General features: G+C 33.5%; 15 protein-coding genes. 11 read left to right on the top strand and 4 right to left on the bottom strand.

Annotated features, from left to right (window positions below; genetic code table 11):
• Positions 1 to 6 precede the first annotated feature (6 nt).
• From WPG_RS07570 to bioA, 3 genes are read left to right on the top strand one after another with little or no spacing between them, the layout of a single operon-like run.
• Positions 7 to 387 (top strand): hypothetical protein, encoded by a 381-nt coding sequence (locus WPG_RS07570; RefSeq protein ID WP_045470984.1) that lies wholly within the window; start codon positions 7 to 9, stop codon positions 385 to 387.
• Positions 384 to 992: a dethiobiotin synthase gene (gene bioD, locus WPG_RS07565; protein ID WP_045470982.1), complete on the top strand. Its 609-nt coding sequence runs from the start codon at positions 384 to 386 to the stop codon at positions 990 to 992. Before WPG_RS07570 ends, bioD begins: the two co-directional genes overlap by 4 nt.
• Positions 989 to 2,254 carry an adenosylmethionine--8-amino-7-oxononanoate transaminase gene (gene bioA, locus WPG_RS07560; RefSeq protein ID WP_045470980.1) on the top strand — a complete coding sequence of 422 codons (1,266 nt, stop codon included), beginning with the start codon at positions 989 to 991 and terminating at the stop codon, positions 2,252 to 2,254. Before bioD ends, bioA begins: the two co-directional genes overlap by 4 nt.
• Here the strand turns inward: bioA and WPG_RS07555 are convergent, their stop codons facing one another.
• Positions 2,255 to 2,680 carry a cytochrome c oxidase assembly factor Coa1 family protein gene (locus WPG_RS07555; protein ID WP_045470978.1) on the bottom strand — a complete coding sequence of 142 codons (426 nt, stop codon included), beginning with the start codon at positions 2,678 to 2,680 and terminating at the stop codon, positions 2,255 to 2,257. It lies immediately after the preceding gene.
• Between the two features lie 128 nt (positions 2,681 to 2,808).
• On the opposite strand from WPG_RS07555, the gene WPG_RS07550 reads away from it, so the two are divergent.
• The 7 genes from WPG_RS07550 to WPG_RS07520 all read left to right on the top strand — a co-directional run bounded on the left by WPG_RS07550 (position 2,809) and on the right by WPG_RS07520 (position 9,263).
• Positions 2,809 to 3,948, top strand: coding sequence for a beta-ketoacyl synthase N-terminal-like domain-containing protein (locus WPG_RS07550; protein WP_045470976.1), 1,140 nt, complete (start codon positions 2,809 to 2,811; stop codon positions 3,946 to 3,948).
• 60 nt (positions 3,949 to 4,008) lie between these two features.
• Positions 4,009 to 4,650, top strand: a complete 642-nt coding sequence (locus WPG_RS07545; protein WP_045470974.1) for a hypothetical protein — start codon at positions 4,009 to 4,011, stop codon at positions 4,648 to 4,650.
• Between the two features lie 38 nt (positions 4,651 to 4,688).
• On the top strand, positions 4,689 to 6,116 hold the full coding sequence (locus WPG_RS07540) for a flotillin family protein (protein ID WP_084221546.1): 1,428 nt from the start codon (positions 4,689 to 4,691) through the stop codon (positions 6,114 to 6,116).
• 125 nt (positions 6,117 to 6,241) lie between these two features.
• On the top strand, positions 6,242 to 6,601 hold the full coding sequence (locus WPG_RS07535; protein ID WP_045470970.1) for a hypothetical protein: 360 nt from the start codon (positions 6,242 to 6,244) through the stop codon (positions 6,599 to 6,601).
• A gap of 30 nt (positions 6,602 to 6,631) precedes the next feature.
• Positions 6,632 to 7,726, top strand: coding sequence for a biotin synthase BioB (bioB, locus tag WPG_RS07530; protein ID WP_045470969.1), 1,095 nt, complete (start codon positions 6,632 to 6,634; stop codon positions 7,724 to 7,726).
• A gap of 126 nt (positions 7,727 to 7,852) precedes the next feature.
• A complete protein-coding gene (locus tag WPG_RS07525) occupies positions 7,853 to 8,722 on the top strand; it encodes a cupin-like domain-containing protein (protein WP_045470967.1) in 870 nt (289 codons plus the stop codon).
• A gap of 55 nt (positions 8,723 to 8,777) precedes the next feature.
• Positions 8,778 to 9,263 (top strand): DUF6646 family protein, encoded by a 486-nt coding sequence (locus WPG_RS07520; RefSeq protein WP_045470965.1) that lies wholly within the window; start codon positions 8,778 to 8,780, stop codon positions 9,261 to 9,263.
• A gap of 53 nt (positions 9,264 to 9,316) precedes the next feature.
• On the opposite strand, the gene WPG_RS07515 is transcribed toward WPG_RS07520, so the two are convergent.
• On the bottom strand, positions 9,317 to 9,787 hold the full coding sequence (locus tag WPG_RS07515; protein ID WP_045470963.1) for a regulatory protein RecX: 471 nt from the start codon (positions 9,785 to 9,787) through the stop codon (positions 9,317 to 9,319).
• A gap of 106 nt (positions 9,788 to 9,893) precedes the next feature.
• Between WPG_RS07515 and WPG_RS07510 the strand changes: the two genes are divergently transcribed.
• Positions 9,894 to 14,819, top strand: a complete 4,926-nt coding sequence (locus tag WPG_RS07510; protein ID WP_171817166.1) for a lamin tail domain-containing protein — start codon at positions 9,894 to 9,896, stop codon at positions 14,817 to 14,819.
• A gap of 53 nt (positions 14,820 to 14,872) precedes the next feature.
• On the opposite strand, the gene WPG_RS07505 is transcribed toward WPG_RS07510, so the two are convergent.
• Positions 14,873 to 17,308 carry a TonB-dependent receptor domain-containing protein gene (locus tag WPG_RS07505; RefSeq protein WP_045470959.1) on the bottom strand — a complete coding sequence of 812 codons (2,436 nt, stop codon included), beginning with the start codon at positions 17,306 to 17,308 and terminating at the stop codon, positions 14,873 to 14,875.
• A gap of 23 nt (positions 17,309 to 17,331) precedes the next feature.
• Positions 17,332 to 18,051, bottom strand: coding sequence for a DNA repair protein RecO (recO, locus tag WPG_RS07500; RefSeq protein ID WP_045470958.1), 720 nt, complete (start codon positions 18,049 to 18,051; stop codon positions 17,332 to 17,334).

The raw sequence follows: 18,051 nt of genomic DNA, 5'->3' as shown, positions 1-18,051 counted from the left end.
TTATTTATGATCGATCATTATACAATCATAGCTAATTTTCCGTATTCAACTGAAGCTCAGATTACAAAATCTAAATTAGATACTGAAGGTATTCGTACCATGTTATTAGACGAGAAAACAGTAGACTCAGATCCTTTAATAAGTCAGGCTATTGGTGGAGTAAAACTCTTAGTTCATAATGATAATTTAGAAGAAGCTATAGTTATATATAACCAAATAAGAGCTTACGAAAAAGATGAGCAGGGAAATGCTATTGTATGTGTAGATTGCGAATCCACAAAAATTCTAATTGCTGAACCAGCACGAAAAAATATATTCTATATGCTTTTTCCCTTTTTCGAAAAAAGAAAATACCGTTGTAATGTTTGTAATACTATATTTCAATGAAAACCTACTTTATAACCGGAATCTCAACAGATGTTGGCAAAACCATAGCATCAGCAATTTTAGTCGAAGCCTTAGAAGCAGATTATTATAAACCTGTACAAGCTGGTAAATTAGATAATTGTGATACTAAAAAAGTTCAGCGTTTAGTTTCAAATCAGACATCTGTATTTCATTCGAATAGTTATGCTTTAGAAACTCCGATGAGCCCTCATGGTGCGGCCAAGTTAGATGGATTAACTATAGATATTAAAAAAATTGAACGTCCTAAAATAAAAAACAATTTGGTGATTGAAGGAGCTGGTGGTTTAATGGTACCTCTTAATGATAATGAGACTATATTAGATTTAATTCAGCCTAAAGATAAAGTTATTGTTGTATCTCGTCATTATTTAGGAAGTATAAATCACACATTATTAACCATTAATATTTTAAAGGAGAAAGGGTTTGATGTTGCACTTATTTACAGTGGTGACGAGCATAAATCAACCGAATCTATTATTAAAAAAATGACTGGTGTAAAAGTCATCGGTAGAATAAATGATGAGCCTTACTTTGATAAGAATGTAATTAAGGAATATGCTGAAAGGTTTAAAGAGAGACTATGAGTTTAAAAGAACGTGATAAAAAACACCTCTGGCATCCGCTAAAGCAACATCAGATTCAACCAGAAAGTATAGCAATTATAAAAGCAAAAGGTTGTATTCTAACCGATGAAGATGGTAATGACTATATCGATGCGATTTCATCTTGGTATACCTGCATGTTTGGGCACTGCAATGATTATATTATTGAAAAGACCTATAGACAGATGCAGCAATTAGACCAAGTTATGTTTAGTGATTTTACGCACGAGCCTGCTGTAAAACTATCCGAAGAACTTATTAAAATATTACCACAAGGTCAGAATAAAATCTTCTTTAATGATAATGGCTCTACAGCAGTTGAAGCAGGTATAAAAATGGCTTTGCAATATTATTTTAATAAAGGGGAAAAGCGATCCATGTTTATCGCATTTGAAAATGGATTTCATGGAGATACATTTGGAGCCATGAGTGTTTCTGGCTTATCAGTTTATAATGGTCCTTTTGAAGAGTTTCTGATTGATGTAAAACGAATTCCGACACCAGATGGAACAAACCATCAAGAGATTCTTAACCAATTACAAAGTTTTACCTCAAAATACGACATAGCAGGATTTATTTACGAACCTATAGTACAAGGAGCAGCAGGTATGAAAATTCATGATGCTAATGGCTTAAATGAAATTCTCAAGTTTTGTAGAGCAAATAATATACTAACCATTGCTGATGAAGTAATGACTGGTTTTGGTAAAACGGGTAAAAACTTTGCTTCAGATTATATAGATACAAAACCAGATATTATATGTTTAAGTAAAGCCTTAACAGCTGGTTTACTCCCAATGGCAATAACCTCGTGCACTCAAGATATTTATGATGCTTTTTTGAGCGATGAGATGGCAAAAGGTTTCTTTCATTGTCATACGTATTCAGGTAATCCCATAGCATGTGCAACAGCACTTGCGGCAATTGAATTATTACAATCCAATGAGATTCAGAACAATATAAAGGAGATAATTCGTTCTCAACAAGAATTTAATGAGCGTATAAAAGCACATCCTAAGGTGAAATCTACACGACAAATAGGTGTCATTTTTGCTTTAGACCTCAACACCAAAATGGAGCGTTATGGAGATTTACGTGATAAACTGTTAAAATTCTTTATGGATAGAGGTGTGTTTCTAAGGCCTCTTGGAAATACAATTTATATACAAGTCCCTTATATTATTTCTAAAAAAGAACTACAAAAAGTGTATTGCGTGATAGAAGAGGCATTAACGCTTGTCTAATCATTCCTCAATATCTGCCTCTAATAAATTAATCCGCTCCGTTTCCCCATCAATTTTTACATAAAGTAAATTATAAGCCCATTCGTCATTAATCTTTTCTGCATCAACAACAATATTACCTTCGTCCTTAGGACCTTTTATTGGTATCGTTAATTGTGCTGTACTAGATCCATTTTTATAACTAAAACTTGTATTTCCCATACCATTAGTTTCAATTGGTTCGCCTAAAAAACTAATAACTTTTTCATTTTCTATAGTTTTAGCTAATGCATGTGTATAGGGTTCCGATCCCTGCACAGAATCTGCAACTTTATAAATTACACCTCCTACAGCTAGAACTACTATAATAATTAACGACAAACAACCCCCGCCAAGTACCCAACCCCAATTACGAGCAAACCAACTCTTTTTTTTATATTCTTCCATGATATTTTAATTGATTACTAAATGTAAGTCAACTAAATCAAAGTTATGTTACAAATTGAAAATAAATTGTAAGTGTAGATTTTTAGACTAGGGTTTAAATCTTACTTTTGTTTTAAATACAATTTCTATTGAATCAGCCCATTTCCATAACTGCCATAACATCCATTTCTCCTTTAGGTTTTTCTAAAGAAACTGTATGGAAGAACTACACATCTAAATCTCATTTTTTTAGTAAAAAAGAAAATATATTTATAGCTGAATTATCTCATGAAGCTAAGCAAGAAATTGAAAAACTAAGGCGAGCAAATACCAAATACAAACAACTCGATGATTCTGTTTTATTCGGAATTTTTTCTGCACGAGAAGCCGTAAAACAAGCCGGTTGGAAATCATCTGATAATTTCGGAATTAATATTGGCTCTTCAAGAGGAGCAACTGGTCTTTTTGAAAAATACTTTGAAAGCTTTTTAGATAAATCTAAGGCTGAAACTTTAAGTTCACCAACAACAACTCTTGGTAATATCTCATCATGGATTGCTCACGATTTACAAACTAAAGGTCCTGAAATTTCACATTCCATAACCTGTTCTACCGCATTACATGCCATGCTTAATGGAGTCGCTTGGTTACATTCTGGTATGTGTGATAAATTTTTAGTTGGTGGTAGCGAAGCACCATTAACTCCTTTTACAATTGCTCAAATGCAAGCTTTGAAAATCTATGCTAGAAAAAATGATGAATTTCCTTGTAGAGCATTAGATTTTAATAAGACAGAAAACACTATGATTTTAAGTGAAGCTGCAGCATCGGCTTGTTTAGAACTTGGGGAATCTAAAAATGCTTTAGCTTATATTGAAGGTATTGGTTATGGAACAGAACTCTTAGAACATAATGCTTCATTGTCTACTAATGCCGATTGCTTTCAAAGATCTATGTCAATGGCTTTAGGTAACATAAACCCAGATGAAATAGATATTATAGTAACACACACCCCAGGCACGATTAAAGGGGACTTGGCAGAATTTAATGCAATAAATAAGATTTTTTGTAACAAAATTCCTTCATTGACTACTAATAAAATACAAGTAGGTCATAGCTTAGGAGCTTCCGGATTACTGAGTATAGAAATGGCAATACTTATGCTTAACCATCAAATATTTATTGACATTCCATATTTGGAGCAATCGCATCCAAAAAAGATTTCAAAAATTATGATTAATGCCGTCGGCTTTGGTGGTAATGCAGTGTCTGTTATACTTTCAAAATAAGGTTGAATTATCTTAATAAATGAATGTATATTTATTGTTTAACCCTTTATTCTATAAATTATGTTAGACTGGTTTTCAAACTTAGAAGTTTTACCTAAAGTATATTGGTTAATTGCTATTATTGGTTCGTTGATTTTTTCAATAGTTATGATTATGGCATTTACAGGGGGAGATGCTGACGGTCTAGATGACATAGATTCAGACTTAGATACTGATGGAGCAGGATTTCAATTTATAACCTTTAAAAACTTAGTTGGCTTTTTTACCATTTTCGGGTGGAGTGGTATCGCTTGTATTGACGTAGGACTATCGACACCTATAACAATTATTATATCTATTATTTCTGGATTATTAATGATGGTGATTATGGCAACGCTATTCTACTTTATCAGTAAACTTACAGATAGTGGAACACTTAATTATAAAAATGCCATTGATGCTGTTGGTGAAGTCTATTTAACTATTGGTGGTGATCGTTCTAAAATGGGTAAAGTTACAGTTAGTGTACAAGGAACTATGCGAGAGTTAGATGCACTTACTGATTCATTGACAGAACTAAAATCCGGAACCATTATAAAAGTAGTCGATGTGACATCTAACGGTATTCTTATCGTGGACCAAACACGTAAACCTATAGAGCCTTCTCAATCCGAAAAGAAACAATTACAGGAAGGTGAAAATCGTTTATTAGACAATAATTAAAAGTAAAAAACTAAATACTAACCCTAAAAAAACACAATATGAAATTACTTGCCATACAAGAGAATATCATGGAAGGTATTGGAGGACCAATGCTGTTAATATTCGTAGCCCTATTTATTGTACTAACCTTAATTATTTTAATTAAGCGTTACAAACGATGTCCTTCCGATCGCATATTAGTGGTCTACGGAAAAGTTGGAGGCGGACAATCTGCTAAATGTATTCATGGTGGTGCGGCATTCATAATGCCTGTAATTCAAGATTATGAATTCTTGGATTTAACCCCAATATCTATCGAAGTTAATCTTGTAAATGCACTATCTAAACAGAATATTCGTGTGAATGTGCCTTCTCGATTTACTATTGGTATTTCTACAGAACCAGGAATTATGCAAAATGCAGCGGAACGTCTGTTAGGTCTGGGTCAGAATGAAATACAGGAATTAGCACAAGAGATTATTTTTGGTCAATTACGTTTAGTTGTGGCCTCAATGGATATTGAAGAAATTAATAACGATCGCGATAAATTTTTAACTAATATTTCTGCAAGTGTAGAATCAGAGTTAAAGAAAGTTGGACTTAAGTTAATCAACGTAAACATAACTGATATTGTTGATGAGTCTGGTTATATCGAAGCTCTTGGTAAAGAGGCTGCAGCGCACGCTATTAATGCAGCTCGTAAATCAGTTGCAGAGAAAACTAGAGATGGTTCAATTGGTGAAGCTAATGCTGTACAAGATGAAAGAACACAGGTTGCTGCTGCAAACGCACAAGCTGTAGAGGGTGAAAACTCGGCTAAAATATCGGTTGCTAATTCAGATTCGTTACGTCGTCAAAGAGAAGCAGAAGCTGAGCGTGTGGCTATCGCTGCAGAAAAAGTACAATCTGCAAAAGCTTTGGAAGAGTCTTATGCTGCTGAGCAACAAGCAGAAGCTGCAAGAGCAGAACGTGAGCGTTCGTCTCAAATGGCTGATGTTATTGTACCTGCAGAAATTGATAAACGCAAAGTAGAAATTGACGCTGAAGCTGAAGCTGAGCGTATCAGAAGACGTGCAAAAGGAGAAGCAGATGCGATATTATTTAAAGCACAGGCTGAAGCAAAAGGCTTATATGAAGTCTTAACCAAGCAAGCGGCTGGGTTAGATGAAATTGTAAAAGCTGCAGGAAACAATAGTAGAGATGCTGTATTGTTATTGATTGCAGATAAATTACCTGAATTAGTAAAAACTCAGGCTGAAGCAATAAAGAACATTAAAATTGATAAAGTAACGGTTTGGGATAATGGTGGAAATGGTGAAGATGGGAAATCATCGACTGCTAATTTCTTATCCGGAATGTATAAATCTGTTCCGCCTTTACAAGAAATGTTTAATATGGCTGGTATGGACTTACCTGAGTATTTAAAGGGTAAAGACAAAAAAGAAATTGAAGCAGAAGATGCTGAAATTGAAAAGTCTGAAGAGTAATAATAAACTTATATTTTGAGTAAAATAATTTACAAGAGACCAGTACCAGTAATGAAATTCATATTTGGTGCTGCTTTCTTCTTTTTAGGAATAGCATATCTTCCACATATTTTTGGTTTTGTCATATGTGGTTTGTCATTTTTTTTGTCCATACTACAGGTGTAGAAATTGATTTAGAAAAAAGGAAATATCGCAATATAACCGCTTTTTTCAGTCTCATATTTGGCAAATGGAATGATTTACCTGATATTGAATATGTTTCAGTATTTAAAACATCTGAAACTACAACTGTTAGAGCATTAAGCGCCGAAGCTAATGTTAAAAATGAAGTTATTAAAGTAAACATGTTCTATAATACTAACCAAAAAATTGAAGCATATAATACTCAAGATATAGATGATGCCTTCAAAAAAGCGAAAGAAATTGCATCTATACTTAATATTGATATTTTAGACGCAACAGAACGAGAATCTAAATGGTTATAACTATTTTTGCTTCACTAAGACGTAACCTATATGAGCATAGTAAGACACAACTGGACGAAAGAAGAAATTCTAGCTATATACAATAAACCATTAATGGAACTGCTCTATGAAGCAGCAACAATACACAGAGAAAATCATGATCCTAATACGGTTCAGGTCTCAACATTATTATCTATTAAAACAGGTGGTTGTCCAGAAGATTGTGGCTACTGTCCCCAAGCCGCAAGATATCACACAGATATTGAAGGCAATGACTTAATGAGTGTTCAACAAGTAAAAGCACAAGCATTACGAGCAAAATCATCTGGAAGTTCTCGTGTTTGTATGGGAGCAGCTTGGAGAAATGTGAAGGATGGTCCAGAATTTGACCAAGTTTTAGAGATGGTCCGTACTATTAATAAACTAGATATGGAAGTGTGCTGTACCTTAGGTATGGTCACTGAAAACCAAGCGCAGCGATTAGCAGAAGCTGGTTTATATGCATATAATCATAACTTAGATTCGTCTGAAGAATATTATAAAGAAGTTATTTCTACTAGAGGTTTTGAGGACCGTTTAGAAACAATTGATAACGTACGTAAAACAAATGTAACTGTTTGCTCTGGTGGAATTATCGGTATGGGAGAAAAGGTTGAAGATCGAGCAGGAATGCTTGTTGCACTTTCAACATTAGACCCACAACCAGAGTCTACGCCAATTAATGCTTTAGTTGCTGTTGAAGGTACACCATTGGAAGAAGAAAAACCAGTATCTATTTGGGATATGGTTCGTATGGTAGCAACAACACGTATTGTATTACCTGAAACTCAAGTGCGTTTATCTGCTGGAAGAACTCAAATGACACGCGAAGGTCAAGCGATGTGTTTCTTTGCTGGTGCTAATTCAATATTTGCAGGAGATAAACTTTTAACAACACCAAATCCCGATGTGAATGAGGATATGGAAATGTTTAAACTTTTAGGCTTAAATCCTCAAAAGCCGTTTATTAAAAAAATGCAACCTGTATCTGTAGAGGCTGAAGATTCTCAATTTCAACCTTTAGGTGAAAAGCCTAAATGGTCTCGACCAAATCATACAATTGATCGTAATGAAGAAGCCAAGTTAAAAGCTAAGGCCTTAAAATAATTTCATCTATTTAGAGATCTTACCTTTCATGTTTTTTAACCTGAGAAGTACTTACATGTACAAACTTTAACAAACAATTTATTTCATTTCGTAACGTTTTCTTAACTTTAATCTTTAAAATTTTAGATGTCTTCATTCAATCTACAAGACATACCGCGTGTTAAGACCATCACAAAAGCTGATTTTATAAAACACTATTTTAAACCACAAAAACCAGTGGTGATAGAGCGTTTTATAGAAGATTGGCCTGCATATTCTAAATGGAATTTAGACTACATGAAAAAAGTTGCTGGTAATAAAACAGTTCCACTATACGATGACAGACCAGTAGATTATAAAGATGGTTTCAATGAAGCCCATGCCACCATGAAAATGAGTGAATATGTCGATTTATTGAAACGTGAGCCAACTAAATTTAGAATTTTTCTTTGGAATGTTTTAAAGGAAGTACCTCAGCTTCAAGACGATTTTAGTTATCCCGATTTTGGACTTAGACTTATGAAGAGTTTACCTATGTTATTTTTTGGTGGAAGAGATTCGCATACATTTATGCACTATGATATTGATTTAGCAAATATTTTTCATTTTCATTTTGAAGGCGAAAAAGAATGTATTCTATTTGATCAAAAACAAAACAAGCATCTATATAAAATCCCTCATTCTTTAATCACTAGAGAAGATATTGATTTTTCTAATCCAGATTTTAAAAAATGGCCAGCCCTAAAACTAGCTCAAGGTTGGACTTGTAAATTAAATCATGGCGAACTTCTATACATGCCAGAAGGCTATTGGCATTATATGAAATATATCACACCAGGATTCTCAATGAGCCTGCGTGCCATTGCCAGAAACCCAAAAAATCTTGCCAAAGCAATCTATAATGTTTTTGTAATGCGTAATTATGATAATCTAATGAGGCGCATCAAAGGCCAGAAATGGATAGATTGGAAAAATGAAAAAGCCATTTCAAATACTCAAGAGTTTTCAGGAAAATGATTCCATATTAAAAACTTGTAATATATTTACCATCTCAAATTTTAGATAAAATAGTATGAAAAATTTATTTTTAATTATTGCATTAATTTCGGTTTCATTTGTAGGTGCCCAAGCCTTTGAAGGAAAAGGAGATCAAAAATTTCAAATAGGTGCTAACTTTCAAGATGAAGCTACGGGAATTAATATCACCTATGATTATGGCTTAGGTGAAAATATTTCGGTTGGTATATCGTCTTCTTATGCCTTAGGCATTGATGACGTATTAGCTGATGTTGCTGATTTTGGAGATCGTTTTGACTTAAAAGCACGTTTTAATGCCAACCTTGGTAGCGTGCTAAATATCGATGAAAATTTTGATTTCTATCCTGGCTTGAGCTTAAGCACAAAGAATTTTGGCGGTCACCTTGGTGCACGTTATTTCTTCTCTGAAGGTTTTGGTATCTACACTGAGGCTGCATTTCCGTTTGCTAAATATGATGATCAGGTAGATTTATTTTACAACCAATTTACTATAAATATTGGAGCAAGTTTTAACCTATAAAACAAAATCCTCTTAACAGAATAACCCTTTCATTAATTTGAGAGGGCTTTTTTTTAAAGGTGTTCGTTTAGTTTTTCGTAAATTAAATGCGATTCCCAACCTCTATATAATACGTAATCTGCCACCTTTTTTTTCTTTTTATATACGTTCTTCTCTTTGACTTGGCTAATTCGCTTCAACACAAGTTCATCTAAAGTTTTATAATAGTCTTCTAAATCAATTTCTTTAAGCGCTGCATCAATACTATACTTAGAAATTTCTCTAAACTTTAATTCTCTTAACAATCTATTTTTTCCCCATTTTTTAATTCTAAATTTCCCTCTAACAAAAGCCTTGGCAAAACGTTCTTCGTTAAGATAATTATGCTGTATCAAATGCACCATAATTTTATCAACAGCCTCAGGAATCATTTTCATTTCCCTTAACTTCGTCCTCACTTCTTTATGGCAACGCTCTTGGTAGGCACAATAGCCTTCAAGTTTTTTTTGCGCTTCATCGATGGTATAGGTTTTTTGTAGGTTCACAATGGTAAAAGTATAACAATTTGTTAATAATTCCTTATCTTACAATGCCCTGACATACAGGTATTTTGCTGTATATTTGAAAATGGTTAATCCCTTAATTATCCCTATGATTAAAAAATACTATTTATTCTACCTACTAATTTGTTGTGCCGTAACATTTGGTTATGGGCAAGTTACAATTGCAGTACAAGATTTTGAAAACATTCCTGCAACCCCTACTTTAAATTATTCTTTTAATACAGGTGCCTTCAATTCGGTAAGTGGTAATTCTGGAGGAGGAGATAGACCTCAAAATTCCCCTCAATTTACAAGTTCTAATAAATCGTGGCGTGTAAGAGACACTAATGTTGATGTTGATTTTGGCCCTACTAATATTACTGCATATGAATCCGTTCAAGTTGAGTTCAATCTTGCTGGTTTTTCAATTGGATCCACGGGTAATGGGCTTGATGGTGGAGATTACGTAGATGTATATATAAGTTTAGATAATGGTGTCACTTGGTCTTATGAATTAGAAATAACTGGGAATTCTAATGCTCGATGGGCGTTTAATTCTGGTACAAATAGAACTATTACTTATGACGGAGATGACAACCCAACGAGTTATAGTTCTACAAATGCTAATCCAATAGACAATATTATTATTAATATCCCAGATACTGATGCTGCAATTGCGTCTAATTTTTTGGTTGGTTTTATAGTTAATAATAATAGTAGTAATGAATCATGGAATATTGATGATGTTATTATTGAAGGTACACCGTCTGCCACAAATAGTATTGTAGAATTCGTTTCTACATCGTCTATATTAGCAGAAGACGGTTTGTTTATTGATGTTTGTGTGGAAATCATAAACCCATCAACAACAAATGCTACAACAGTAGACATTATTTTAGACGGAAGTTCAACTGCAGTAAATGGTTCAGACTATGATGATGGTGCTGGTATACCAGCTGCAATTATTTTTCCTCAAACATTAACTTTCCCTGCAAATAGTAGTGCTAACCAATGCCTTACTGTATTTATCTCTAATGATGATCTTTTAATTGAGGGAGATGAAAATATAGTATTAAATTTGACTAACCCAACAGGGGGAGATTCTGCTGTTTTAGGTACTGACACTCAACATATTTTAACGATTACAGACAATGATATTCCTGCCATATCTGATGTTGTTATTACAGAAATTATGTATAACACTTCAGGTACAGATGACGAATGGATAGAAATCTGTAATGTCTCTGGAAGTGCGCAAGTTTTAAATAATTATACCATTGAAGTTGATGGGACAACCGAATTTACCTTTCCTTCAAGTGGAGTGGTTTTAGCTGATGGGGATTGTTTTACCATAGCTCTTGGTGATGGAGGTGGTGCAGACTTTAATCCAGATTGTCCGTTTACTCCAGATTACACTAACGGTTCTGGTACAGGGACATTAAATAATACTTCTGACCCTATTTCGCTCATTGCTTCTGATGGAACAACTACTATTGATAATGTTACTTATAATTCTTCTGATGGTGGAAATACTACATCATTGCACGTCATTGATACTTCTATAGATAATTCTGCAACAAGTTCAAATTATTGGGAAGTTATTAATGGAGGCTCACCAGGCGTAAACTCACTAATTTCTCCTTGTACACCTATTGGTCCAGAAATTAATTTAGAAGGAACAACAGCAAATTTTCCAGATATAAGCAATCCTGATACAACACCAGCTGCATTTGACGGAACAGATTTTGGTGGCGTAACTATTGGTGGTACTAGTACCAACACTTTTAGAATAGAAAATTTTGGTGGCACACAAGACTTAACTATTACTAGTGTTACAGTATTTAGTGGTGATGTTGGTGATTTTTCTATTTCTTCTTCACCATCGTCTCCGATTGCTGCGCTCGATTATAGTCTTTTTGACATTGAATTTAGTCCTACTGCTATTGGAGCAAGGACTGTTATCATAGAAATAATAAGTGATGACAGTGATAATAATCCTTATATTTTTACCGTAACAGGTAATGGACTTTGTGCGGCTAGTGCAATTACGGCTTTACCAACTTCTGGCCCTGCAGGTACAGTCGTTACAGTAACAGGAACAAATCTTTCTACTGCCACAGCATCATTTAATGGTGTGGTTACTACCGTAAATAATATTTCTTCAACAGAAATGGAAGTTACTGTACCTTCTGGTGCTAGCTCCGGTAATTTAGAGATTGTTGATGATTTAGGTTGTCCTGGCACGACACCATTTACTATTATTGAGTCCGAAATATCAAGTTGCGAAGGTTCTAGTGGAACAACACCAACTGATCTTTTTATTTCAGAAGTTACAGACGCCAGTACTGGTGGACTTACATATATTGAAATTTATAACGGTACAGGTTCAACAATAAATTTAGGCAGTTATAGTATTCAATTCTTCAATAATGGTAATGCCACTCAAAATGGTGGAGTGATAACACTTAACAGTGTTAATTTAGCATCTGGAAACATTTATGTGTTGTCCGTTAGCGCAGGCTCTTCTGAATGTACAGGAATTACAGGAGCTGATGGATCTTTATCTGATCAAACAGGATCCGCTGGTATAAATTTTGTTACAAACGGTGATGATCATATTCGTCTATATGACGGAACTACACATGTAGATTCTTGGGGAGAATATTTATCTGATACTTGGGCTGACCCATTAGGAATTGGTTCTGAAGGAGTGGTTTTTACTCGTAACAATAACTCAGCAAGTTTACCAAACACAATATTTAATATTGCTGATTGGGCATATACTGATTGGACTGCTTGTGCTGATAACGATTATTCTAATATTGGACTGTATGATTTTTCTATTGGGACACCTCCCGTTGTTAACTCTATTACAACATCAACAACGGCTTGTAATGAAATAACACTCACCATTTCGGCAAGTGAAGGTTTTATTGGAGGTAACGCAATTGAGTATCATTGGTACTTATATGATCCATCACAATCAGGTCTTGGATGGCAAAGTGTTACTAATGGAGGAATTTACACGACTACCACTAATTCACCTAATCTCGTTATTTCAGACGTAAGCAGTGTATCTGATTATCAGTTCTATTGCGAAGTACGAGAAAATGATGCAACATGTTATACAGCCTCAAATGCAATTGGTGTTACACTGAGTGCAGCTACTTGGGACGGCACCAACTGGACTTGGAATGATGGCACTGCAATAGATACACTTCCTACACTTTCTTGTAATGTTATATTAGCAAGTAATTTTTCTACTGCAGATTCTGGACTACAACAAAGTTTCAATGCCTGTAACTTAACAATAAACGACAATATTACCCTAATTATAAATGATGGTCATTTTGTTCAAGTAGAAAATGATTTAATTGTTAATAATACTACAACTGGTGGAATTAATATTGAACCTCAAGGTTCATTTGTTCAAATTAATGATAGTGGCCTAGTAACTGCAGCTACGCCTTCTAATTTAAATGTAATTAAAGAAACTGCCGGTGCTAATAATGCATACGAATACACCTATTGGGGTTCGCCAGTAATTAACGAAACAGTCGGTGGTGCTTTATCCAATTCCGATCCTAACAAACGTTTTTGGTTTAATGCTCAAAACTATCTAGATTCAACCTTTGAGAGTGGTAACGATAATACGACAGGAAATACTCCTGGACTTGATGATATAGATGATGCAGCACCATGGGACTGGCAAGCAATTACTAACACCTCGACAACACTTGCTTTTGGTACAGGCTATGCAACAGCACATGATCCCGCAGTATTTGGAGCGACACCTGGCTGTCCTGGCCCATTATGTAACATTAGATATACATTCTCTGGATTATTTAATAATGGTAATGCCAATACAGTAACTATTTACAGAAATGATTCTGAAACTGGAGATAATAATTGGAATCTGATTGGAAACCCATATCCATCTGCTATTGAAATTAATGGCCCAAATGGTTTCCTTACTCAAAATACTGCCATAATTGATGGTAATGTTACTGGCGGAGCAATAGACGGAGCTATTTTTATTTGGTCTCAAAATACAGTTCCAACAGACACTGATAACGGAAATGAGAATATTAACTTTTCTCAATCTGATTATGCTATTGTAAACGGTTTAGGAGCTGTATCAGCAGGAGGAGATACTACCCCTAATGGATTTATTCCTTCTGGGCAAGGGTTCTTTATTTCAATGTCTGATACATCACCAGCTTATGATGGTAATCCTACCATTAAATCAGCAGATATTATTTTTAATAATGCTATGAGAAGTACAGGAAATAATAATTTGTTTTTCAGAAATGATCCTGTCGCAAATCAAAATAATAAAATCTGGTTAAATTTAGAATCTGATAATGGAGTATTTAATGAAATTCTAATAGGCTATACAGAAAATGCCTCTAATGAATATGATGGAATGTATTACGATGCACCGAGAAATGGTTCTACTGATGTAAATTCAAACATTTATACTACGATTGGAAATAATGAAAAACAGTTTGCAATTCAAGGAAAAAACATAAATAGCTTGACCTTAGATGAAGTTATTCCTTTAGGGTTTTATACTTCAATTAATGAAGCAACAATTTACACCTTATCCATAGCTCAATTAGAAGGAGAATTTATGACTTCTAACCCAATATATGTTATTGATAATTTGAGTAATACTATTCATGAACTCAGCACGTCCGATTATACATTTACATCGGAAACAGGTAAATTTGACAACCGTTTTGAAATTGTATTTACACCAGATGCACTTTCAATTAAAGATAATTTAATTGATGCTAGTGATTTGACTATAATAGAACTTACTGATGGTGATGTGAAAGTAAAGGTGAATTCAGATCTTACAATTGTTAATGTTGATATTATTGATGTAACTGGAAGATTAATATATAAGCTAGAAGGAAACAGTTCTACTGAGATATATAATTTATCTCAATTGAGCAAAGCTGCTTACATAGCCAAAGTGACTTTATCTAATGGACAAATTATTAGTAAAAAAGCTATGAAACAACACTAAAATTTAACACCCAATATAAATTAAGAGCTTTATCAAAATATGATAAAGCTTTTTTATAATGCATATTTTAATGCTAAAATTAAGTTTCTTCCTGGTGCAGCAATACCTGAAGAGTATGGTTGATAGCGTTGATCAGTAATATTTTCTAAACTTGCTGTAACGCTAAGCTTTTCATTCCACTGATATTGTGTTCTCAAATTAAAAGTATACCAAGATGGTGCATAGGGATTTCCATTCTCATCACTAGCATATAAATAGTCTTTAGATACTTCAGAAGGTGCTAATTGATTAAATGATAAATCATTATTGTAAACTAAATAAGCATCAAATAATAGTTTCTTTTTTTTCCATATAAAGTGTGTACGACCAAAACTAGGCGCAATATGCCTCACTGGTACTTCAACACCTTCATTATCCTCTGATCCTCCAATGATATTATATTGTGAACGTAGTTTTAATTGATCTGAGAAATTCACCTCTAATCCCGCTTCAAATCCATAGATCCATGCCTTAGATGCGTTTTGTATAGCCTGAACATTACTCAATTCTCCATCATATTCTATTTCCGTTTCTCCATTTATTTCAAAATCTCTTCGGATTAAAGCGTTATCCAAAAATGTATAGTAGGTTGCTAAGTCTATAATCATTTTATCATCAAAGTTCAATTTCAAGCCTAATTCTCCTCCATAAGCATACTCAGCTTTTAAATCTTTATTTGGCACCACTACCGAACCAGGCTCAGAATCAAATACTTTTCCTATATCATCAATATTAGGTGCTCTAAATGCCGTAGAAGCATTCAGTTTCCATTGTATCATATTACTTGGAGACCAGGTTATTCCAGCGGTTCCTGTTAATGCTCCTGTATTAACTTTAGCATCATCAAAAGGAAGATTTAAAAATGCATTATTCTCTTTAAAATCTGCATTGGCAACAACTTGATTAAATCTTAAACCTGACTGAAAAACAAACTTCTTATTTGGTTTATATTTTAGACTTGTATAGGCTGCTACAGATTGCCAAGTTGCTCCATTTGGATAACGTGTCACATTAGGAACACTAGTGTTTGTGGTAATATTTTCCTCTCTTCCTTCAGAACCTACTGTATTATATAGATATTCTAAACCGTAATATAGTGTTGTTTTAGAATGTAATTTTTTCTCTAAATCTAAATTAAAAGAAATAGCATCTACATTTTCTTCTCTTATATCTCTTACGTCGGATTGAAAATCTCTATCACTTCTACTTTCTACAAAATTTTGATAAGCGACAGTTGCTTGTATTTTATCATACAAATTAGAACTACTACTAACCTTGGTTAATTGTATATTACCCATAAACCATTTTTGTGGACCATATTGCCACTCGGCAGATCGTAATGTCTCACCTCTTGGCCTTATTAATCTATCATATCTTGGATAATCTGAAGTTGTTGTGTAATAGAGACCTAAATCAAAATTCAAATTATCAGAAGGTTCATAACGTACTTTCTGCATTAAATTAATTTGACTATATGCAGTTGGTACCTGAACATTAGGATTTTCATTGGTGACAATAACGTCCTCTCCATTTTGTCTTATGACATACTCTGTTCTAAGGTAATCATTTGGACCGTTACTCCCCATTCTTAAATCATCAAAATCTGTGTAGCTAATATTAGTTAGAAAGGCCCATTTTTTATAACCTAAATTTAAATCAAAGTGCCCAGTTTTCTCAGTATTAGCACTTGCATATCTAACTAAGGCATTACCATTAATAAACAATTTATCTTTATAAGATAATTGGGGCTTCTTAGTATAAAAACTCATAACACCACCAATAGCATCACTTCCGTAAACAACTGAACCTGCACCAAGTGTAACTTCGGTACTTTGAACAGAAAGTGGATCAATTGATATGACATTTTGTAGATTACCACCTCTAAAAATGGCATTATTCATTCTTACTCCGTCTACAGTGATTAAAAGTCTGTTCGTAGAAAAACCTCTAATCATTGGGCTTCCACCACCCAATTGACTTTTTTGAATGTAAATATTACCCGTGTTTTCTAATAAATCTGCACTAGTCTGAGGATTGGTTAATGAGATGTCTTTTGCATTAATACTAACTATTGTTTGAGGAATATCTCGTTTACTTTGTTCAAACTTAGAAGCTGATATTACAATTTGATTTAAACTCTCAATTTTAAGATTTAAATAAATAATATAATTTTTATCCGCAATTTCTATTTTCTTTAGTTGTAGCTTTTCATATAAGAGGTTCTGAAAATATATTGTTTCTCGGTCATTGAAGTTATCTAGTTTAGCTTTTCCATTTATATCTGTAATGACATACTTAGTTTTATTTAAGTTATATAATGCTACACCTGGAATTGGTTCATTACTGTCTTGTTCTAAAACAGTTATGCTTTGTGAAAAAACCAACTGAGAAAATAGAAGTATAAAAAGACTAAGTATCGTAGTGTATTTCACTTTTAATCGCATCGTCATTAAAATCGTTTCGTAAAATTGGCTTAATGAAATACGTCGTTAAGCACCTGCAATGATTTAGGTTTTTTAAAACCCCCCAAATGTAATTCAAAATAATACAATAACATATTTAAAAACTCTTGTCTTTGCTTTGCATTAATCTTTACAAAACTTAAAGCATCAAAATTTATACCCAACAAGCGTTTTAACAGTGTTAAATTTTCTCCTGAAATTGAGTAAATTCCATTATTAGTGGCTTCAAAAACACCAGACTTAAGATTGAAAAATGGATAATTACTGTTTAAATTTTCTGGCTGAAACCCTAGGTATCTTGTTAATTTTAAGAGAAATAATAAATGAAAATTTGAAAATTGATTTTCATTATCTAAATATTGTAAAGCTGTTTCGATATAATTAAACAGGTCTTCATTTTTTTCTTCTTCCTTAAGTACATTAGACAACACTTCGGACAAAAATAGAACAATAGCGCTCTTATAGATATTTGTATGAAGACTCTTATATATATAATTAAGCTTTACTTCTTTTATTGAATGAAGTGATTGGTTTGGCTTATAATTTTCGTCTATTTGAAGCTGAGACAGTGCCTGAAAATAAACCGTTTTAGTCTTTCCTTTTTTAGATTTCAGTACTCCTCTTAAAAGATAACTAACCACACCTCTTTGTTGTGTATAGCATTTTACAATGAGGTCGTAGTCTCTATATTTTAATTTTGAAAGAACGATGCTATTATTTTTTGTAAGCAT

Source organism: Winogradskyella sp. PG-2, from assembly GCF_000828715.1.
GTDB lineage: Bacteria > Bacteroidota > Bacteroidia > Flavobacteriales > Flavobacteriaceae > Winogradskyella.
Note: the sequence above shows the minus strand (reverse complement) of the source record. Positions and strands in the feature narration are given on the sequence as shown.